Annotated in this window: 20 protein-coding genes; 4 read left to right on the top strand and 16 right to left on the bottom strand. The window is 35.1% G+C overall.

The features are described 5' to 3' along the window. The first annotated feature begins 2 nt into the window (after nucleotides 1-2). Nucleotides 3-347: a hypothetical protein gene (locus tag C245_RS0113945; RefSeq protein ID WP_017497220.1), complete on the top strand. Its 345-nt coding sequence runs from the start codon at nucleotides 3-5 to the stop codon at nucleotides 345-347. A gap of 149 nt (nucleotides 348-496) precedes the next feature. Further along, the gene (locus C245_RS0113940) at nucleotides 497-964 is read left to right on the top strand and encodes a hypothetical protein (protein WP_017497219.1); all 468 of its coding nucleotides are present in this window, start codon (nucleotides 497-499) and stop codon (nucleotides 962-964) included. 272 nt (nucleotides 965-1,236) lie between these two features. Here C245_RS0113940 and C245_RS0113935 read toward each other — a convergent pair whose 3' ends face one another. Continuing rightward, complete coding sequence (locus C245_RS0113935) at nucleotides 1,237-1,650, bottom strand: 3-hydroxyacyl-ACP dehydratase FabZ family protein (RefSeq protein ID WP_017497218.1); 414 nt, start codon at nucleotides 1,648-1,650, stop codon at nucleotides 1,237-1,239. A 347-nt stretch (nucleotides 1,651-1,997) separates the two neighbouring features. Continuing rightward, nucleotides 1,998-2,543 (bottom strand): hypothetical protein, encoded by a 546-nt coding sequence (locus tag C245_RS0113930; RefSeq protein WP_017497217.1) that lies wholly within the window; start codon nucleotides 2,541-2,543, stop codon nucleotides 1,998-2,000. 204 nt (nucleotides 2,544-2,747) lie between these two features. Here C245_RS0113930 and C245_RS0113925 point away from each other — a divergent pair, with 204 nt between their 5' ends. Next, nucleotides 2,748-3,152 carry a helix-turn-helix transcriptional regulator gene (locus tag C245_RS0113925; protein ID WP_017497216.1) on the top strand — a complete coding sequence of 135 codons (405 nt, stop codon included), beginning with the start codon at nucleotides 2,748-2,750 and terminating at the stop codon, nucleotides 3,150-3,152. Nucleotides 3,153-3,205: 53 nt separating this feature from the next. Here the strand turns inward: C245_RS0113925 and C245_RS0113920 are convergent, their stop codons facing one another. The 7 genes from C245_RS0113920 to C245_RS0113890 form a co-directional block, all read right to left on the bottom strand. Further along, nucleotides 3,206-3,787 (bottom strand): YkgJ family cysteine cluster protein, encoded by a 582-nt coding sequence (locus C245_RS0113920; protein ID WP_017497215.1) that lies wholly within the window; start codon nucleotides 3,785-3,787, stop codon nucleotides 3,206-3,208. 165 nt (nucleotides 3,788-3,952) lie between these two features. Then, a complete protein-coding gene (locus C245_RS23100; protein WP_051041446.1) occupies nucleotides 3,953-4,444 on the bottom strand; it encodes a hypothetical protein in 492 nt (163 codons plus the stop codon). A gap of 10 nt (nucleotides 4,445-4,454) precedes the next feature. After that, a complete protein-coding gene (locus C245_RS0113910) occupies nucleotides 4,455-5,630 on the bottom strand; it encodes an ImmA/IrrE family metallo-endopeptidase (protein WP_017497213.1) in 1,176 nt (391 codons plus the stop codon). 291 nt (nucleotides 5,631-5,921) lie between these two features. Continuing rightward, a complete protein-coding gene (locus C245_RS0113905) occupies nucleotides 5,922-6,944 on the bottom strand; it encodes an META domain-containing protein (protein WP_017497212.1) in 1,023 nt (340 codons plus the stop codon). Between the two features lie 217 nt (nucleotides 6,945-7,161). Next, entirely contained in the window at nucleotides 7,162-7,527 is a 366-nt protein-coding gene (locus C245_RS0113900) for a Dabb family protein (RefSeq protein ID WP_017497211.1), read from the bottom strand. Nucleotides 7,528-7,529: 2 nt separating this feature from the next. Beyond that, entirely contained in the window at nucleotides 7,530-7,985 is a 456-nt protein-coding gene (locus tag C245_RS0113895) for a VOC family protein (protein ID WP_017497210.1), read from the bottom strand. A gap of 69 nt (nucleotides 7,986-8,054) precedes the next feature. Further along, entirely contained in the window at nucleotides 8,055-8,624 is a 570-nt protein-coding gene (locus C245_RS0113890; protein ID WP_017497209.1) for a Crp/Fnr family transcriptional regulator, read from the bottom strand. Nucleotides 8,625-8,905: 281 nt separating this feature from the next. Between C245_RS0113890 and C245_RS0113885 the strand changes: the two genes are divergently transcribed. Beyond that, complete coding sequence (locus C245_RS0113885) at nucleotides 8,906-9,535, top strand: DUF6506 family protein (protein ID WP_017497208.1); 630 nt, start codon at nucleotides 8,906-8,908, stop codon at nucleotides 9,533-9,535. 322 nt (nucleotides 9,536-9,857) lie between these two features. Here the strand turns inward: C245_RS0113885 and C245_RS0113880 are convergent, their stop codons facing one another. The 7 genes from C245_RS0113880 to C245_RS0113845 all read right to left on the bottom strand — a co-directional run bounded on the left by C245_RS0113880 (nucleotide 9,858) and on the right by C245_RS0113845 (nucleotide 19,533). Further along, nucleotides 9,858-10,406 (bottom strand): hypothetical protein, encoded by a 549-nt coding sequence (locus tag C245_RS0113880; protein WP_017497207.1) that lies wholly within the window; start codon nucleotides 10,404-10,406, stop codon nucleotides 9,858-9,860. A gap of 351 nt (nucleotides 10,407-10,757) precedes the next feature. After that, entirely contained in the window at nucleotides 10,758-12,509 is a 1,752-nt protein-coding gene (locus tag C245_RS0113870; RefSeq protein ID WP_017497205.1) for an alkaline phosphatase, read from the bottom strand. A gap of 259 nt (nucleotides 12,510-12,768) precedes the next feature. Then, complete coding sequence (locus C245_RS23095; protein WP_017497204.1) at nucleotides 12,769-13,176, bottom strand: hypothetical protein; 408 nt, start codon at nucleotides 13,174-13,176, stop codon at nucleotides 12,769-12,771. A gap of 9 nt (nucleotides 13,177-13,185) precedes the next feature. After that, nucleotides 13,186-13,569, bottom strand: a complete 384-nt coding sequence (locus C245_RS0113860) for a hypothetical protein (RefSeq protein ID WP_017497203.1) — start codon at nucleotides 13,567-13,569, stop codon at nucleotides 13,186-13,188. Between the two features lie 90 nt (nucleotides 13,570-13,659). Next, nucleotides 13,660-14,358 carry a hypothetical protein gene (locus C245_RS0113855; RefSeq protein WP_017497202.1) on the bottom strand — a complete coding sequence of 233 codons (699 nt, stop codon included), beginning with the start codon at nucleotides 14,356-14,358 and terminating at the stop codon, nucleotides 13,660-13,662. Nucleotides 14,359-14,561: 203 nt separating this feature from the next. After that, on the bottom strand, nucleotides 14,562-15,986 hold the full coding sequence (locus C245_RS0113850; protein WP_017497201.1) for an amino acid permease: 1,425 nt from the start codon (nucleotides 15,984-15,986) through the stop codon (nucleotides 14,562-14,564). A gap of 229 nt (nucleotides 15,987-16,215) precedes the next feature. Continuing rightward, the gene (locus C245_RS0113845; RefSeq protein ID WP_017497200.1) at nucleotides 16,216-19,533 is read right to left on the bottom strand and encodes a carboxypeptidase-like regulatory domain-containing protein; all 3,318 of its coding nucleotides are present in this window, start codon (nucleotides 19,531-19,533) and stop codon (nucleotides 16,216-16,218) included. Nucleotides 19,534-19,629 lie beyond the last annotated feature (96 nt).

The following is a 19,629-nucleotide window of genomic DNA, read 5'->3' as shown; positions in this document are numbered from 1 at the left end:
TAATGATAAAATCATATTATATAACTTTTGGTTATATAGGGGATAACAAAGAGAAAATAGCAACTATAATTTCTGAAAAACTAAATATAAAATTATCCCCCACATCTGGGGGTAATTTTGGTTATCGATTTGGAGAAATAGCAGAAACCATATCAGTTATAGATAATTATCTTGAATATGATGATTGGTGGCAAGAAGAGAATTATAAAAATTACCCGATACTTATAAAAGTATCTCTTACAAAAGGTAAAAACAAAGAAAAAGAAGAAAAAGCCAAACATCTAAGAGAGATACTAAAGCATGTCAATAATTTGACAGAGATAAAGTATGAAATAATCGAAGATTAGATTCTTTTGAATTGGTGCAAGCTCCCCGCTCTGCGAAGTCTACCACACAAGCGCTGCGCATTCTATGATAAAAAACAAATAATATCATAGAATGCGCAGCTTTTCAGTTGCACACTTCAGAGAGCTGAGAGTCATTAAAAGTTAAAAATATGAAAAACATAAAAATATTGGAGCATTGGTTAAATGAAGAGTTAGTTGGAATAAATTCTTTGCAAAAAAATAATGGTGAAATTATAATTTTAAATTGTTACAATGTGAGTGGTGCAAATAATGTTTCACATTATTCAACGCCTCTTTGCGAAACAACTATAGAAAGTTTGGAAAAATTTAATCCTGATATTTGGACAACTTTTGAAGTTTTTTCAAATAGATTGGAAATTAATAATGAATATGTTGTTTTTGGAGGTGAAGGAGGAATGGGAAATGAAGGATTTATAGCTTGCACAGATAAGTCTAATGATTTTTTATGGGCTCTTTTTTTTACAAATTCGAATCAATTTTATAAAATCGAATTTAATAACAATGAAATTCATGCCTATTCGTCAAGTAATTTAAAATATAGAATTAATTTGATTAACCCTGAAATTATTGTAATTGAACAAAAAGACTGGGAATAACTGAGATAGTGGTAAGAGTTTATTACCCCCCCGCTCTGCAAACTGTACCTCACAAGCGCTGCGCAAACGTCTCTGACTTTGCGCCAACTTGCAAACGTCTAATTTCTAGACAAGAAAGAATCAAAATAATATTAAGAAATAAATATAAAAAGTCGGGAGACTTTTACGGACTTTAATAATTCAATAAGCATAAAAAAAGCGCAAAGTCAGAGACATTTGCGCAGCTTTTCAGTTGAGTACTTCGGAAAGCTGGGGTGCTTTGATGAATTGCATTATTGCAATTTTACACACATCCAGGTTGCTTTAAGTATCTCTTTATCTCCTACATAAGCAATTCCGGACTGCTTAATTATCTTTTCACTTAAACGAATATTTTGTATTACAAATTTAATATCATCTGTAAACTTTGCAGTTGCAAAAAATTCAGCATCTTCAATACTGACAAGTCCAAAAATTCCATTTGTAATTCCTAAAAGTTTAACTCCTGCACCGCCACATTGCGCCATTGATTCTATCAATATTGTTCCAGGTATATACTCAGACATAGGAACGCTTCCTTTTAACCAAAGATCCCTTTCATCAAATGTCTTAATACCAACAATGGTTTCATTTGAAAATGACACTATTTTATCTACAAATAAAAAAGGATTCCTATGCGGAATTAAACTTTCAATTTCTTTTAACATGTTGCTTTTTTTTAAGGTTTAATACTTTATTTTGTTTTTTTCTTCACTAGGATATCGTAAAACATTTCATTAGCTCTACTACAAATTATGACACAATTTAGAACGTTTTTGGTAGAGTAAAAGTATAGATTAACAAATTATTATGTAAAAAGCCCGACTATTGTAAACGGGTAGCAGTAATAAAATAGGAATGCAAATCTATTTTAGGATTTAAGTGTAAGTATGTAACCTTTTTTCAGTACGAGACAACATCGATCGCACGAGCAAGACACCTGCACCAGCGAAGAGATTTTTCTACGCCCTATTCTTATTTTTTAAGTTTGAATAAGGACTATCCCGTTACAGCATCAGGCAGTTTCGTTTTTTCTGATTTTCTCAATACCTCTTTCTTTCATTAGCGCTGTGGCATCGAGCATTTTGATTAAATAGATATAAGGTGTTGTGAGATCAGAGTACGGATCTTGGGCATTGGGAGACGTTGAAAGCTCCAGGATCAGACACAGAAACGATTCAAATTCTTCAGGTGTTTTTTCATCAAATGCTTTTTGAAACACGATAAAAGGATCCTCGTATTCTTCCTTTGTCAGCGAAGAAAGATGAAAAACCGTTTCATAGTGCAAAGATGCCATAACTTGCCATTTTTTGCTTTTCTCTTGCAGGCAGTAACACAATTTGAGAAAATTGTTCATAGCCGTATAAAAAACAAAAGCATTCGAGGGATTGTTTGCTTCATAAACGTCACTCTTATAACTGTAAACTACCGCTTCGGTTAAATTTTGTTTGTAATAATCCAGATCTGCATAGGCAAAAAAAGCATCAATGGCTTTCATTGGGTTTCCCGACACCTCCCCTGCCCAAGAGCTGGTTTCGAAGGATATTTTACTTGTTTTCATACTAAAGAGATTTAAAATTCAAAAACGAAGTTCTGTTCTTTCAAAAGGATAATCTATTCGAATAGCGGATATTATACCTGAATAAAAATTGGTATAATATCTGACAAAACAGCTGTTTTATACGATATTTTTTTATCTTTGAAATTCAGGGATTTTTAACCCAAATGAGGTTATCTTTGAGCTTTTAGAAAATTGATATTCGTTATGGAACAGAAAATACATCAGGGAAGAAACGTAAAACGTTTTAGAGAAATGCTTAACATCAAACAGGAAGCATTGGCTTATGATCTGGGCGAAGACTGGAACCAAAAGAAAATTTCGATGCTGGAGCAAAAAGATGTCATTGAAGATAAATTGCTGAAACAAATTTCAGCTGTATTAAAAATTCCGGTTGAAGCTTTTCAGAATTTTGATGAAGAACAGGCAATAAATTTTATTTCTAATAAATTTGACAATGGGGCAATTGGTTATCAAAATTATGACAATTGTACATTTAATCCTATTGATAAAATTATACAATTATACGATGAAAAAATTGCGTTGTACGAGCGTATGTTGAAAGAGAAAGATGAAATGATGGTTAGGCTTGAGAAATTGATTGGTAAGTGATTATTTATTGAAGATATAATAATTTTGGGAAGAGACTTTAAAAGTCTCTTTTTTTATCGGGAGGCAAAAACCTCTACCCCCTTAATTTTTATCACTACGCCAAAATAGTCTCTAAAAACGTATGGTAATAATCTAATAGTATTGTTTGGAGCAGATTTTAAAAGTTCTATTGCTTTAAAATCTCTAAAATGTTTGGTATATGGATTGCCATCTCTCATTATATTTTTATCACATGCCTCAGGATGAGAATCAACAATATGTGTGCGACATGTTAGAGGGCGTACAGGATATATTGAACAATTACCCTCAATTAAAAATGGACATGGTATCCTATCTGCAGAAATTTGTTTTTCGAACCGAACAATGTCACTTTGTTCCAGTATTCTGTCCGGGGTATTTAGATTGAAATATTCAAGCCATTTTGTAAGTTGAACTTTTATTTTAGCTTTTATTTCATTTGACACTTTGTACTCTAGATACTCAGTAATTACAAGTTCTTCTGAGTGGATAATTTGAATGTTTTGATGGCAGCAAAAAGAGCATCCTTTTTTGCAACAATTAGGGAATCGATTTACAAAATCATCAGTTTCCTTATAGATCTCTAATGTTTTATTTTTTATTTGAGTAATATCCATTTGCGAAGTTTAATATTGTTTTAATACGCATAACCCCCGCTCTGCGAAGCGTTAATAAGCAGATAATTACTTGCTCGGTTATTTGGTATCTTTATCATTTATGTTACTTTATAAATTTTAGTATGAAGCATAACGTTTGGTACTACAGCGGGCTATTTTCTTTATTTAATCTTGATGACCATATTCTAACTCTTCATTTTTGTCCCAAAATGCCATAAAAAGTTCAGCAGGAGATCCTTTTCTACTTGTCCAGTCTGCAACTATTTTGATAGCTTCTTCTAAATCTTCGATGTATGCCATTCTTCCATCACTCCCTCTAATTCCTTTTTCATCTTTCTTCGCACCTCTATTTATTAGTATATTTTTTTCATCATAAACAATTCTTCGTACATCTTCAAATTCTTTACCTTTTGGCAAATTATCTTTTAATAGCTTTGTTAGTCCGTGATAATACAGTTGAAACTTTTGTACAGGATCATCAATTCTCTGCCCAAGCAAAAGCTCTGCTTGATTTTCAATTCTAAGCTCTGAATCAAGATTAATAATAAGCTGTTCGCCTTTAACATCTTCTGACTTTTGCAATATTTCTAATCTTTCCAAATCTTCTTTGGAGAGTTTTCGTTCAATCTTATTTTTATCAATATTTTTATCACTCATCTCACTCATGTTATACCGTTAATAATTCTTTAATTTTTAATGCCGTTTCTTTTATTGACTCAATATCCCAATTAGAAACATTTAGTTTTTTCGTAATACCTTTAATGTTTGGAAAATGTTCCTTAAACGCGCCCCAATAATCATTTCCTTTTTCAAATTGTCTCCATTGATATTGAGAATAAATTATGCAGGGATGGATTTGACATTCCTTTGCAAATTTTTCAACCATAAACTTATTATGAATCATCTTTTCGATGTATCTCATTTTCTCTGATGATAATAAGTATTCAGAAGCAAATTCATTTGCCTTATCTTCTTGAATTAAGAATAAATCAGGCTCACCAGATAAATGATATTTTGTTTTACTAATTGTCTCTAAATCGAATAAAACATGATGAAGTTCATGAATAAGTGAAAACCAAATCGTCGAATAATTTTTATTGAAATCAGTAATAACGATACAGGGTTTATCTTTTACTAACAGGGTCGCACCACGAATTTGTGTCTTAGGTAATGATGGCTGAAAAACGATAGTAACCCCAATATTAAACAACGCTTGAAAAACCGTAAGTAATCCTGTCTCCACGTTTTGAGTATAAGGTTTTATTTTAGGAATTAACTCAACAAGATTCTCTCTTCTGTATTCATTAGGATTGTCAATTAACTCGAAGTACTTATAGCTGGATTTAATCCAAAAATCTTTCATTTTATCACTGAATGACCTCTTGGTTTTGCTGTAAAAAGCATCACTTAATTCGCGATCATATTCATAAATACTATTGATATCAAAGAATTTACAGATCCTTTCCTTTAATACTTCTAATGAATCATTTTTACCAATAAACCCTAAGCTTGTTAAAGTTTTAAGGTCAAAGAATTTATTTATAAATGTAATGTCCATTGAAGACTGAAGTTCTTTTATTTCCTCAACAGGTCGATCTTTAAAATGTATAACTAAAGCTTCATTAAAATCTAATTCTAAAAATTCGGCAAGTTTTAACAGTTTAATAATATCAGTTTGTTTAGAAGTTTTGTCAAGAATAGCATCTAAACTTCTTCTCTCCATACCTGATAACTTTTCAAATTGAGTTTTAGTCAATCCTGAATTATCAAGTTTCTCCTTAAACAAATCTTCAAGAGATGGACCATTGTATTGAAAACTTTTATTTAAAATATCGTCTATCATATTATAAAGGTAAATATACCGCAAATATAATTAAAAATTTAAAAAACAAACAAAAATAGAGGTAAATTTACCTTTTAAAATACAATATTGTTTTCTAAGTATCTAACAATTCTGTCCCTGCTTTGCAAAACATAACCTCATAAACATTACACAAACGTCTCCGACTTCACGCCAATTTGCAAATATGTAATCTAAAACATAAAGCTAAAAAAAACCAGTGAATTTACTTCACTGGTTTTGCTATTATTTTTATAAATCATCCGTTATTTTAAGATGACTTGTAGAACAAATTTATCTTGTAGTGCCAAACATCATGACCAATTTATCGTTAAGATAAAAATTAAGAGTTTGATCGGCTACATCAAAACGCAGGTCTTTGTTGTTTAAATAAGATAGCATTTTTTGTTCTGTTTTGTTTCCTTCTTCACCTATACATGCCATAGCTGTAGCTGCTACTCTATCAAAAGAAATACGATCACCGGTAGTTGCATAAGTTCCGGCGAAGTTGTTGCAACCTGTACTTCCGCTCACTCTCTTTTCTGCCGGATTAAACTTAATAGAAGCCTTTCCGTAATCCTGTCCAACATTTTCAAGTGCAATTAGTTTCCAATTGTTTTTTGCAATAAAACTCCACAGTTGGTTTTGAGTGGGTATCGAAAATTCCATCACCACTTTGTTCTTAGCATTTCTAAACTGTACTTTATTGTTTTTCTTTACAATTTTAAACTTTTTCTTTGTGATCGCAGCGCTAAAATCTTGTTCTAATTTCATGCCTTCGCCTTCACAAGCCATTAAAGTTCCAAAAGGAGAATCGGTCTTAATTTGATTTTTTGCAGAAAGCTTTGTATACTTTACATTGAAGATATTACATCCGTTGTTACCGTTTATTGTTCCGGTTTCATCATTAATCGTAATAAATGCTTTCCCGTTAGTTATCTTTTTTCCGTTTAACTGGGTCAAGATCATTTTGGTATTGTAAATTCCTTTTTCGGCATTTACAGGAGTTTTCGAAACAATGCTTTTCAGTTTGTACTGGTATGCAGAAGCATCGGCAGGAATAGGCTCTTGTCTTTTTGTTCTTGTAACCAATATCTCATATCGATTTCCTTTTTCAAAATTAAAACCTTCAATATGATCGTAAAATAGCTGCCATTCTTTGTCCTTGTCATACTTTACCTGCAGACATTCCATAGGGCCAACACCCATACAGGACACTTTACTTTCTTTTACAAACATTTTTAAACTTTCCTGGCCATATGTAATTGTTGATAATAATACCGCTACAAAAACATAAATACATTTAAATCTTTTCATTATTTTAATTTTTTAGAATACCGATTAAGCATTCAGATTATTCAATGATTTCCTTTCAAGCACGAACTGTGCCACTTTAAAATATAGAATGTTTTTAACATTTTTTTATCATCCCTCCTGCTCTGTGAAGTGCTCAGCAAGCATCGAATCATTCTACTCAAATGTCTCCAGCTTTGCATTCTCTATTCAATTTTACACCAGTATTGCTTTTACTAAGTTAAGAAAAAGAATTGAATACCAGAATCTCTTGCAAAACCGGTTTGATATAACTGGTATTTAGCTCTTCAACAGGATCTGATTTACTGAATACTTTTAACGATTTCTGGTCCTTAAACCGGGCTGCTTCTGCACGGGTAAATCCTTTTGCTATATCTGTAACGTTTTCTCCAAAAGAAATATCTATAAGTCCTGAAACCGTACTGTGCTTTTTCAGCATTTCACTTTTAAAGTTTTGCTCCTGCTCCAATGATGCTTCCGATTTGAATTTGAATAACACCACATTTACCGCTTTTGGGTTGTTCGATTTGCATTGGTTTTGCCCTGGCTCTGCGCAAATGGCTAAGCCTAAAAATAAATACTTCATCTTTAGTTCGCTTTTTCTGCCAAATCCCAGATGTAACCAAACGGATCCTGAATTCTTGCTTTTAAATCTCCCAAAAACTGCATTTCCGGCTCAGCAATAATTTTAGCATCTTTATCTTTTCTAATTTCGGCAACCAATGTTTTTACATCGTCTACATACAAGTAAAAAACAAAAGGAGATACTTGCCTTGAAGTAATTGGAGCTACTGCCTGAAAATCCCAATGTTCTTTATTGAGTACAAAATTGTTTCCGCGATAACGAATTCTTGCAAACAATAGTTCTCCATTGTTTTGATCTTCCAACTCAGAAATGGAAACCATTTCCATTACTCCGGTATAAAAATCTATTGCTCTGGCTACGTCCGGAACGCTTAGAGTGGCTGTTAACCAGTTTAATCCGGGATGTGGATGAGTACGATGTTCTACATTCTTAAACCAATTTAATTTATCTTTTTGCATGTCTTAATTATTTAGTACTGCAAAGATCGTAAGCAAAAAGATTCTATTTTTTGATGTAGGTCAAAATCGTCAGCGTTTGCGTATTCTGCTTAAAGTTTCCTGTGTTACACGCAAAAAAGAAGCAATATGCCCCAGATTAATACGCTGTACTAAACTAGGCTGTTGTTCCATAAGTGATTGATAACGCTCTGTAGCGCTTTCGGTATGCAACGAAGTAATTCTATCCTCGAGAATAACACACAGCTCTTCGGCTATTTTTCTGCCAATAAGATTTAACTCCGGATACTGTTCGTATAAAATCTCTAAATCATCTACTGCAATGGCATATACTTCTGAATCTTCTAAAAATTGTATGTACTCTGGTGAAGGTTTATTGGCATACATAGGCATTATGGCCCCAAAAATTTGGTTTTCTTCTCCAAACCATACGTTTATTTCTTTTTCATTCCGATTAATATAAGCTCTGAAAACACCTTTCTTTACCACAAAATAACTTGTTAGTAGCTGTCCCTGCTTCAAAAAATGATCGTTTTTTTTCTTTATAAATATTTTGGTTTTTTGATCAATAGCCGTTTCGGCGATTGAACTCAGCGTTCCATATTTCTTAAATTGTTGAATTAATGGATTTGTATTATTCATAGCTCTTGGGAAACGCGATTGCATAAGTTCTTAAATAAACACCCGCCGATTTGTATCATTTGATTTAAAATCAAATTTACTAAATTAAAATTTGCTTTAAAAAATACCAATAAATAAAACCTGTTGTATTTCTGCCCTGTTCTGATTGCTTGTTTTTAAAACATACCTCAAGAAGCTTTAAGTGGCATTCCGATACTAGAAACGATTTTGATCTACATCAAAAAAAGTGCTCGAATTTCGAAAGATCTTTGCCTTATTAAATAATAAAACAAAAAACAATCATGGAAAAAACAGTAAAACAAGTAGATTTCAAAGAAAACCAACGTCCTCTCGACAAGGCTATTATATATGAAGGTTATGGTGCAGTACCTAATACAACCAAGTTTGTTCGTGAAAGTGCATCTGGTAAGTTGACAATTGTAGCCATCGGTGACCCTTCTGAATCTCTGGCAGCTGCCATTACACTTGCAGACGATGGTGCAGAATTAATCGAGCTGTGTGGTGCTATTTCACCTGTCTGGAGAGCAAAGGTTAGTGAAGCAATTGGAAGTCGAGCCAAAGTGAGTTCGGTTACTTTTGGGTTCGAATCGCTGGCTTTGGCAGCTGCTTTTAGTTTATCCTTTCACGATGGCCACCCACCTCGCGAAGCCTTCATTATTCTTGAGAGTGGTAGTGACCCAATACGAGACCGTTTCGAACAAGTATTTCATCCGCAACATACCACATTTATTCCGGTACCGGATGAAGCTATGGGAGCTAAGATTGCTGCAGAACTTGTAGAATCTGGTTTTGGGTTGATTGAACTTTACGGAGGATTCACTGCTTCTGGAGCAGCCAAAGTAATTGAAGCAGTCAACGGCCGTGCTCCAGTTGGAATAGGAAGCTTCACTTTAGAAGTAACAAATCAATAATCAATACTTGATTTGAGAATATTCAAATCAATACGATAAAAAAAATCGGAACAAGAGTACTCCAGTTCCGATTTAGTTTCATCTTTTTCTTTGGCACTTTCGAGAAAAATTCGATCCGTTTCAAATAAAATTCCTATGCTATCGAATAACTTTTCTGTAACAGTAGCGGTCGCGTTTCAGTTGTGATATTGTCTATAAATCTCTAGCTCTCTACAGTGTTCTTTTCTAGAGCTGCGCAAATGTCTCTGACTTTTAATCAAAAATTTAATATTTACTCTGCTCTGCAAGGTGTACCTCACAGCTGCTGTGTAAAGATCATAATCTACTTACTCCATAATCGTTCTCTCAAGACTACTTCTTCTTGCTGTAGTACCAGTAGTTTTATGGTATATTGCTCTTGTATCAGTACGCTGTTTTTCTTCAGGACATCTTGGGCGGTTCTTTTTATAATGGGTAAAAGTTCCTTCTGCCAGGTATAGGTTTGTTGTTCTCTGGCGATTAAGGCATTAGCAATTTTCATCGCATTTTGCGCCGATTGGTACTTTTTCCTGCATCTCTCGAGTTGGTTCAAGGCAAGCTGCTGTTTGTTTAGGTTGATGATGATCTCCTTTTCTAAATATTTAGTTATTTGTGCCTGCTTCTCCTTTATGGCTTCATCATCCGGGGCTTCATTATCCGGTTCCTTTAAAATAGTAAGCATCTCGCTTAATTTCAGCAGTGCGGTTGGTGGCAGACCACGCTTTCCTGTTAGGAACAACGCCCATTGAACGCGCTTTACCTCCAGCAACATTGCCATTTCTTCCTGTGGTATTCCTATCAACGCTCCAATATTTTCCTCTTTTTCCATCACTCCTGCTTTTGGTTGTTCCATAATTTATTTGATGAACAAATTTAATTTATTTTTGAATTTGTTTCAAAAACTGTAACAAATTTTTATTTTTTCTTTTTTTGTTACAACTTTTGAAACAAAATTTTTTTTTGTTGATTTTGTTACAGCAGAATAAAACCTCCTTCGCAGCCAAATATCATTTCTTATTTTGCAAACATTTAAATCGATAAAATAAAAAAACGGACCACGATTACTCCTGTTCCGTTTTAATTCAATCTAGCTCAACAAAGATTGGTGATTTACATTGTCGAAATTAGCTTGCGATTTGCTTCACCTATTCGCTATCGCTCGAGTCTCCCTTCGGTCGAAATGACAAACTGGAGAGCGTAAATTCTAGGCTATAGTATATTTCTTTTCTGTAACCGTATTGGTGGTTTCAGTGGTTACACTGTCTACAAATCGCCATTCGGCTTCAGAACCGGATGCTGTAAATTTAAGATAGGTATATCCTCGTTTGTACAAATTGGCATATTCTAAATCATCGATCAGCACGGTAAAGGCTTGTGCTAATTCTATCGCTTTTGTAGGGTCTGAAGTAATTCCGAAATACGATTCTAATCCCGGTGATGAAACTGAACTGCATGCTATCTCGGTTCCTATTCGTTTCCCTTGCATATCGGTAAGTTTACCCATCCATGCATTGTGTGTGTCTCCGGCCAAAACCACTACATTTTTACCCGAAAGCATCGCATACAACTGTTCTCTTTCGGCAAAATAGCCGTCCCAGGCATCCAGATTATAAGGTAAAGTCGTTGTAACTCTCGCAATTTCCTGAGCCGTTAAGGTAGGATCACCTTGTTTATGTCTCATTTTAATCACCACAAGTTGGGAGATTGTTGCCGTAAGCGCTTTCATAGTCGCCGGCGTTGCGCTTCCTAATTTAGAGACTTCTCCTAAAATTTGGTTCAAAAGCATCAATAACTCAGCAGGAATCAGCATTTTGGTCATCAGGATTTGCTGGCCGAGTACTTTCCATTTAGCGGTATCTGCATTGATCTGCGATCCCAGCCATGCCATTTGTTCGGTTCCAATTAGTTTTCTGTTGGTACTTAACAGATCGGTTTTGAATTTAGTCTGGTCAAAATTTCCGCTATTATCGATATAATCACCATAACTTAGCTGCTTATCTCTCGCAATCACTCTGGTATCCATCATGTAAAGGGACAGAATAGTACCGAAATTGAAGCTTCTGTAAATTCTAAAATCTTTTCCTGTCTTAAGCGGAATATACTCGCTATAAGCTTGGAAAGCGGCCATTTTTCTCACCTGAAAATCACCTTCGGAAGGCTGATGGTTCTCGGCACCGGATTTATAGGTATCGTTGGCAAATTCATGGTCGTCCCAAACGCATATAAAAGGTTTTTTCTGATGCAGCAATTGAAGGTTTTTATCTCCTCTATATTGTCTGTATCGTTCTCTGTAATCGCTAAGACTTGTAATCTCTCTGGCGGGTTTATGTTCTCTGCCCAGCGGGTTGGTAAAAGGATTTGTCCCGTACTGTCCCGGCGCGTATTCGTAAATATAATCTCCCAAATGCACCACTACATCGGCATCTGAAGAGGCAATCGCTCCGTACACATTGAAAAGTCCGGCCGGAAAATTAGAACAGGAAACAACAGCCATTTTCACGTCATTTACACTGTCTGTTTTAGAGGGTAATGTGCGAGTTTCTCCGGTAACTGTAACTTGTTTGGTTTTGGCATTATAAAATCTATAATAATATTTTGTATTCGATGGAATATTCTGAACATCTACCGCTATTGTAAAATCATTTGTAGAAGATGCTGCTGCCTGCCCTTTTCTGGTTATTTCAGTAAACGAGGCATTCTTACTTATTTCCCAATTAATTTCGGCATCGGAGCCTGCTGAATATCTTGTCCAGATAATCACTCCGGTTTCAGTAGGGTCAAAACTGGCTACTCCTGTTTCAAAACCTTCGTTTTTCATTCCATCCGGAGCACCATCATGGTCTGGTTTGTCATCGTTACTACAGCTTTCAATCAATGGGGCGATGAAAACTCCTCCGGCAACCAATAAAGAATTTCTAAGAAACCTTCTTCTGCCTAAATCCTTGTTCTTTTCCATAAAAAAATTTTTATGTCAAAAAAACAATTTAATCTTAAGGCCAAAGTTATGGCATATTTAAAATTACATTACTATTAAGAATTCATTTACTAAAATAAAGTAAGAAGTAACATTTAAAGTCAGGAGACTTTTATAAAATTTAATAACTCGTAAGTATAAAAAATACACAAAGTCGGAGACATTTGCGCAGCTTACAATTCAACACTTCGGAGATTCGAAAACTCAATTTGCCGCGAATACTAGCAATTATCAACCACTTTTACTCGTAAATTAATTTTTCTAAATACTCGTCCATTTTACTTTTCCATTCTATATCTTGGTTTTCTTCCGAAATTTCAAACATTTTTAGAATCCCGTCGATCTCATTTTTTTTTCTTTTGAAATATTCAGTGGCAATTTCTATTTCGCTAAAGAATTCTGTGTGAACCATTAATCCATAAATTCCGAATGTAATAGCAAATGGAATACTTCCGGCGTTGGCTTCAATTGTTATTCTGGAACCATTTATATTCTCCTGATCATTTAAAATCTTACCCCTTTCAGAACCTTTCTTTCCAATTGAATTTCCGTTGTTGTATCTGACCCAATTTTCGGTTAATTCAATTTCGACATTTACAAATACTTCCGGCGCTGATTTTCTAAATATTCTTTTGATAAATTCTTTCACTTTAGTTTTTTAAATATCTTTAAAAGTTACTTTTCCAAAATTTATTTTTTCCATCTCATACATAAAAGGCATATGCGAGCCGGCTATCCATTCTTCATTTTTAAAAATAAAAGATAAATGTCTTCTCATAGAGTTTTCGGGAGCAAAAACTTGAAGATTATCCCCTTCACCAGGTTGATAATCAAAATCGAAACAGTTACTAGTATTAAGTACCATAAGCATTCTCTCGTTTGTCAAATCTTCTGTTAAAACTTCCTCCGGCCTGTACCCCATTCCATCCATTGTCGTTTTACTGTAGCCCATGCATTTTTCTAACGTCCAGGTAAAGTCGACACGTCCTTTTTTTTCTGTTTTTTCGGGAATTCTTGTGGTGAATAATGGTATCCATTCCATTTGGAACACAGGTACAAAGTTTAATTTCTTTTCCGTTTACGCACATATATTTTGAGACTAGAAATGGTTATTCAAATACAATTATTTCCTTTAACAAATCAACAACAATCGGTACTCCCCATCGTTTTCTATGGGTGCTCTGTGAATACATGGCAGTACTTCTTGTTTGGGATGGTCTACAGCCAGACGCCAAAGATGCCCTAAGCCTAAATTAACAGGTGCTGCATTGGGATCTAACTGATAATGCAAATCGAAATAATTTTCCTCTAAAAAACTCTCGAACTCTTCCGGCGGTCCATCGTGCAGCTCTTGTAACTTTGCACGGATTTCCGGAATCAGAATTTTTTGTTCTGCCTGCGAATTAGCAACAATATCACTTGCTGCTCCGTGGTAGGTACATAAAAAAGTATCGGTTGCAATGGGCGAACGATCTACATGAAACGAGTACACATCTGTCGAGATGAAATCAAATTCGTCATCACGTTCATAACACTTTAGTAAATTAAGCGAGGGCGAAGCTCCAAAATCAGTTAATAATTGTAAATCGTTTAAGATAACTTCTCTGGCTATACTTCCCTTTTCGGTGAGTTCGAGTGCGATTAGATCTTCGGGATAAACTACTGTAATGTTTTCTTCTAAAGATAATTTAGCTACAATTTCGTTAAAATCGCCGTCCAAATTTCTGTACCAGCACAGTGCATTCCTTTCTCCTTTAAAATGAGTCTGTACCAATTCAGAGAAAGTAGCGACTATTCCAATTTGATTGTTGTTCAAAAATGTGTTGCTCATCTATTACAAAATATTCTATTTAAAGACATAGAAACATAGTTTTGTTACCGCGCTAAAGCATTTCAATTGCATAAATAAACATAGCAAACCCTATGCTTTTTAACTAAGTGAAACGTCTTTCGAGAAATCAGAGTCTATGTTTCTATGTGTTTAAAAATTATTATACTTAACGGATAATAGCAGACTAATCTGATAAAAGTTGCTTATTTTTTTGTCTTATAAACTTTGTAAAATATAAAAAGAATACCCAACCAAATAGGAATTAATTCTACGGATAACTTCATATCGGTCATCCACATGATGGATAAAATTCCCAACAAAAATACCAAACAGATATAATTACTTACCGGATAAAATATCGATGGAAACATCGTTTTAGTGCTTTCCTGCTCTTTCGTACGTCTGAATCTAAGATGCGTGTACGAAATCATTCCCCAGTTGATAATTAAAGAAGATACCACTAAAGACATTAAAATACTAAAAGCTTCTTCAGGAATTACTTTATTGATTAAAATACAGATCGCTGCAAAACAGGAAGAAATTAAAATCGCATTAATAGGCACTGATTTATTGTTTAACTTCTTTAAAAACTTAGGCGCATTACCCTGATCTGCTAAACCGTATAACATACGTGAGTTACTATATACACTACTATTGTATACTGATAAAGCTGCGGTTAAAACAATTAAATTAAGCACATTGGCAATCAGTCGGGTAAAGTATATTTTAGTACCAAACAACTCAAACTCCATTCCGTTTAAATTTTGAAAAACCATTACAAACGGACTACTGTCTGTCGTTATTTGTCGCCAGGGAGACAAAGCAAATAAAATAACCAATGCACCTACATAAAAGATAAGGATTCTATAGATCACCTGATTGGTTGCTTTTGGAATGTTTTTCTCCGGATTTTCTGCCTCGGCAGCGGTAATTCCAATTAGCTCTAAACCACCAAAAGAGAACATAATCAGTGCCATTGCAGATAACAAGCCCTGAAAACTACCCGATGCCGTTTTTTCAAAGAAACCTTTTGGAAAAAAACCTCCATCGTTGTATAAATTATGAATGGTAGCTTGCTCTCCTCCTGTACCACTTATCAGCAGGTAAGTACCAAAAAGGATCATAGCGATAATGGCAACTACTTTTATGATTGAAAACCAAAATTCGGTTTCTCCGTATACTTTTACCGAAGCGAAATTTAAAGCATTTATAACCAGGAAGAAAAATAAACTGGATGCCCACAGCGGAATTTCGGGCCACCAAAACTGTACATAAACTCCAATGGCTGTAAGTTCGGCCATACTCACCAGAATGTATAAAATCCAATAATTCCAACCTGATGCAAAACCCGCAAAAGAACCACAATATTTATAAGCAAAGTGACTAAAGCTTCCTGAAACAGGCTCTTCGACAACCATTTCGCCCAATTGTCTCATGATAAAAAAAGCAATAATACCGGCAACTGCATATCCCAGAATAACAGATGGTCCTGCTAATACAGCTGCTGGGCCAATACCGAGAAAAAGACCGGTTCCTATCGATCCTCCTAAAGCAATTAATTGAATGTGACGGTTGGTCAGCCCACGTTTAAGCTGATTCTCTTCTACGACTTCCTGATTATTTTTCACAAATTAGATTTTTAAATGAGTTGACAGCGAAGATAAGTTAAAAAAGGAATCGTACAAAGTATGTTCTGCACTAAAACTTTTATGAGATCGCCTTACGTTTGAGCGCTTTCTGAAAGCATGCCAATGACAACCCCAAATTCTTATTTTAAATCCGAAGATTAAAAAGAAAAACGGCATTGAATTTTGTTTCAATGCCGTTTTTAAAATTTATTTGAAAGAAATTCTCAGGTTATTTTCCAAAAATATATCGAATTGAAAATTGAGCCTGCCAAACATCAAATGTTGATGCATTTTTCTGGAATGTATCTTTAATTAAATATCGGTTTCCGTCAGGATCTGTTTGCGTAGCCAAGGTATAAACCGGAACGTTGCCTGCGGTTGTAGAAGAGTAAGCCAATACATTAGGATTAGTAGCTCTTTGTGTCACTCCCCAGTTTTTGTTGATCATGTTTGTAAAATTCAGAATGTCTGCTCTAAATTGGAAAGAGTTCTTTTTACCTGCGATTTTGATATAAACGTCTTGCGAAATAGACAAATCTAATCGGTGCAACATTGGCAGGATAGCAGCATTTCTTTCTGCATACTGACCTCTTCTAGTACGAAGATATTTGTCCTGATCAATGTAGGCATCGAACGCCGTTCTTTGTTCTGCCTCTGTATAAGTTCTGGTTGTTGTAACGCCATTTACAGTACTTGATACTGCCAAAGGAGCAAAACTAAGTTGAGATGCGCTGTTTGGTACGTATAACAGATCGTTTCCGTTTACTCTGTCGCCATTCATATCACCACTATAAGCATAAGTAAATGGATTCGCTGTTTCTCCGATATACCCCAGATTGATGGAAGTAGCACCGCCCAAACCTTTTCCGTATTCAATTCTGTATCCCAGAACACCAACTAAACGGTGTGGTGTATTATTATTGGATAAGGATACGTCTAAATCATTATTTCCGTTTACAGATCTGGCACTTGTCCATGATCCTGAAGCAATAGATCCCGGAGAAATTAAATCGGCAGCTTGAGAATGTGTGTAGGCGAAAGATCCCCAAAGTCCTTTTTGGTATGGATATTCTAATTTAAAGGTTGTAGAATAAAAATATCCTTTATCAGAATTGGTTAAAACAATCCCATTTGAAACATTATCATTTATTCTCGTTCCGTTATCATTTCTTGAATATCTTGGACGGTTATCTGCTCCTGTAAAAGTTCCGACTGGTGCGTCAAAATTGGCGTTATAATAATTGATTGCATTGATATTTTTTTGGATTACTCCTTCAATCGTACCTACAAATCCAAATGGAAGTTTTTGGTCGACTGCCATCGTAGTTTTCCACACTTGCGGATATTTAAACTTTTTATCTGTAAAGGCTAAATCAAAAGTGGAAGGAAGCGTTGGAGTTGACGGGGTGAAATATTGTGCAGGTCTTGGTGTAAAACCATAACCTCCAGTGGCTAAAGCAGCACCACTTGCATCGATAAAACCAGTAAGCACACCATTATTTCCAATTTGGTTTGACAAATATACGGCAGGAGCTCTTCCGGTAAATACTCCTGAACCTCCTCTTACTATGGTTGAAGCGTCTCCATTAAAATCTAAATTGAAACCTACTCTTGGTTCAAATAAATATTGTGCATCGGGCATTTCTCCTGTATTGAATTTTTCTCCGTTTGCAAAAGTCATCGCCGTTACTGTCGGGTTCTCTAACGCAGTGTCGGCAAACCATACTCTGGATGCTCTAAGTCCTACTGACAGTTTGAATCTGTCGCTTAGTTTAATTTCATCCTGAGCATATAAATCCAGTTTGTTTGTTTTCAGGACCTGTAAAGGTTCAACTGCACCCGGTAAAGCGGAGTATCTGTACTGAAAACGTGCAGGTGAAGTAGCCGTTGCTGTGGAAGGTGCTCCTCCATTTGCTGCTGATTGATCTGCTGCTGCATAAAAATCTGCTAAAGAATTGAATATATAAACACCATTTGATCCGGAAAAGAATAAATTGCTTGATTTGAAGTATTCAAAATTAGCTCCTAAAACAATGGAATGTTTACCGATAGTTTTGGTTAAGTTGTCTGTAAAATGCAGCGTTGAATAGCTAAGTTTGTTTCCTTGCGTAAATGGATCTAAACCTACAGATATATAATTTGCAGTACCCTTCTTGATATCAATTGTAGGGAACAATCCTCCTCCCTGAAGCCCTCTGTCTTCAATTTGTTTATCGTAACCAGCGATAAAATTGTTGTACCATGAATTGCCTAATTTACTGTTCAATTCCAATACAATAGATCTGGTATTGTCTAAGATTGTATAACCACTGTTCTTGAATGACATTGCTAAGGTACTTGTTCTTCTGTTTCCAAAACCTAATGAGTTGGAATTTGAAGTTAGCTCGTCTGACGATGAATCATGATGTACATAACGTGCTGTAAGTTTATGATTATCATTAATATTCCAGTCTATTCTCGCTAAGAATTTTTTAGATGTTTTAGTAGCATCATAATTTTCCCACGGACCTGTTTCATAACCAAACTTATCTCTCATATAATTAGAAAGAGTCTGCATTTCCTGATAAGTCGGTTCTGATATCTGAGCCCCGCCTTGTGGTGATCCTGTTGAAGTCCATGTTGTTGCCGGACTTGTATTTTCGATGGTTTCGAAGTTTCCAAAGAAAAATAATTTGTCTTTAATAATGGGTGCTCCAATACGTGCTCCCCATATTTTTTCATCAAATTTTCCGGGTTTGATGGTCACATCTTTTCCAGGATATGTTCCAATAAAACTGGATTTATTGCTTCTGAAAGAGTTATAAACCGATCCTTCGATTTCGTTTGTTCCACTTCTGGTTACAGCGTTAATTCCTGACCCAAGAAATCCCGACTGACGGATATCGTAAGGGGCAATATTAACCTGTAGCTGCTCTATAGCGTCAAGTGAAATAGCTGTCGATCCTGTTCTTCCCCCCGCCTGAGATTCACTCCCAAGGCCAAAACCATTATTAAATACAGATCCGTCAATAGTAAAATTATTCAATCTTGAATCCTGACCGCCAAAAGTACCATTAGCACCGGCGTTTGCATTGTATTTAGTGATAGAGTTTACAGAACGTGCTCCTAGTACGGGAACTGCGACAATTTCTCTGTTTGTAAATTGCTGTGACGCTCCTGTTTTTCCTTTGTTAAAATTTCCATTGGATTTGGTTGTCACTACGACTTCCTGTAAAGCGTTTGGTTCTTCGTCGATTTTAACGTTTACGGTTAGATTGTTTCCTAAACCAACATTAATATCTGTGATTTCTGTTGTTTTGTAACCTATGTAAGTTACCTTTAAAGTATATGGGCCTCCCGGTCTCAAACCCTGTGCTGCATATCCGCCATCAAAACCTGTTGTCGAATAGTATTTAGTTCCGGTAGGTTTGTGAATTATTTCCACAGTAGCTCCAGGCAGGGGCTCTCCTTTGTTTGATCTAATCGTTCCAGACATTGCCGAACTTGTAACTTGAGCATGACCATAGGCCGATAGAAGAATAATCAAAATAAAAATAACTTTTCTCATTGTATTGTTCAATATTTAAGTTTTTAGGAGACAAAACTACAGCACCTAAAAACAATAATGTTAAAGCAATGTTAAATATACCGCGACTATGATTAT

Source organism: Flavobacterium sp. WG21 (genome assembly GCF_000335775.1).
In the GTDB taxonomy this organism is placed as follows: domain Bacteria; phylum Bacteroidota; class Bacteroidia; order Flavobacteriales; family Flavobacteriaceae; genus Flavobacterium; species Flavobacterium tructae.
Note: the sequence above shows the minus strand (reverse complement) of the source record. Positions and strands in the feature narration are given on the sequence as shown.

Excerpts from the sequence above, each read along its gene's own strand:
- C245_RS0113945 (WP_017497220.1), top strand. The coding sequence starts at position 3 with ATGATAAAATCATATTATATAACTTTTGGTTATATAGGGGATAACAAA.
- C245_RS0113885 (WP_017497208.1), top strand. The coding sequence starts at position 8,906 with ATGGAAAAAACAGTAAAACAAGTAGATTTCAAAGAAAACCAACGTCCT.
- C245_RS0113870 (WP_017497205.1), bottom strand. The coding sequence starts at position 12,509 with ATGGAAAAGAACAAGGATTTAGGCAGAAGAAGGTTTCTTAGAAATTCT.
- C245_RS0113925 (WP_017497216.1), top strand. The coding sequence starts at position 2,748 with ATGGAACAGAAAATACATCAGGGAAGAAACGTAAAACGTTTTAGAGAA.
- C245_RS0113890 (WP_017497209.1), bottom strand. The coding sequence starts at position 8,624 with ATGAATAATACAAATCCATTAATTCAACAATTTAAGAAATATGGAACG.
- C245_RS23100 (WP_051041446.1), bottom strand. The coding sequence starts at position 4,444 with ATGAGTGATAAAAATATTGATAAAAATAAGATTGAACGAAAACTCTCC.
- C245_RS0113920 (WP_017497215.1), bottom strand. The coding sequence starts at position 3,787 with ATGGATATTACTCAAATAAAAAATAAAACATTAGAGATCTATAAGGAA.
- C245_RS0113860 (WP_017497203.1), bottom strand. The coding sequence starts at position 13,569 with ATGGAATGGATACCATTATTCACCACAAGAATTCCCGAAAAAACAGAA.
- C245_RS0113935 (WP_017497218.1), bottom strand. The coding sequence starts at position 1,650 with ATGTTAAAAGAAATTGAAAGTTTAATTCCGCATAGGAATCCTTTTTTA.
- C245_RS0113940 (WP_017497219.1), top strand. The coding sequence starts at position 497 with ATGAAAAACATAAAAATATTGGAGCATTGGTTAAATGAAGAGTTAGTT.
- C245_RS0113910 (WP_017497213.1), bottom strand. The coding sequence starts at position 5,630 with ATGATAGACGATATTTTAAATAAAAGTTTTCAATACAATGGTCCATCT.
- C245_RS0113895 (WP_017497210.1), bottom strand. The coding sequence starts at position 7,985 with ATGCAAAAAGATAAATTAAATTGGTTTAAGAATGTAGAACATCGTACT.
- C245_RS0113845 (WP_017497200.1), bottom strand. The coding sequence starts at position 19,533 with ATGAGAAAAGTTATTTTTATTTTGATTATTCTTCTATCGGCCTATGGT.
- C245_RS0113905 (WP_017497212.1), bottom strand. The coding sequence starts at position 6,944 with ATGAAAAGATTTAAATGTATTTATGTTTTTGTAGCGGTATTATTATCA.
- C245_RS0113930 (WP_017497217.1), bottom strand. The coding sequence starts at position 2,543 with ATGAAAACAAGTAAAATATCCTTCGAAACCAGCTCTTGGGCAGGGGAG.
- C245_RS0113880 (WP_017497207.1), bottom strand. The coding sequence starts at position 10,406 with ATGGAACAACCAAAAGCAGGAGTGATGGAAAAAGAGGAAAATATTGGA.
- C245_RS0113855 (WP_017497202.1), bottom strand. The coding sequence starts at position 14,358 with ATGAGCAACACATTTTTGAACAACAATCAAATTGGAATAGTCGCTACT.
- C245_RS0113900 (WP_017497211.1), bottom strand. The coding sequence starts at position 7,527 with ATGAAGTATTTATTTTTAGGCTTAGCCATTTGCGCAGAGCCAGGGCAA.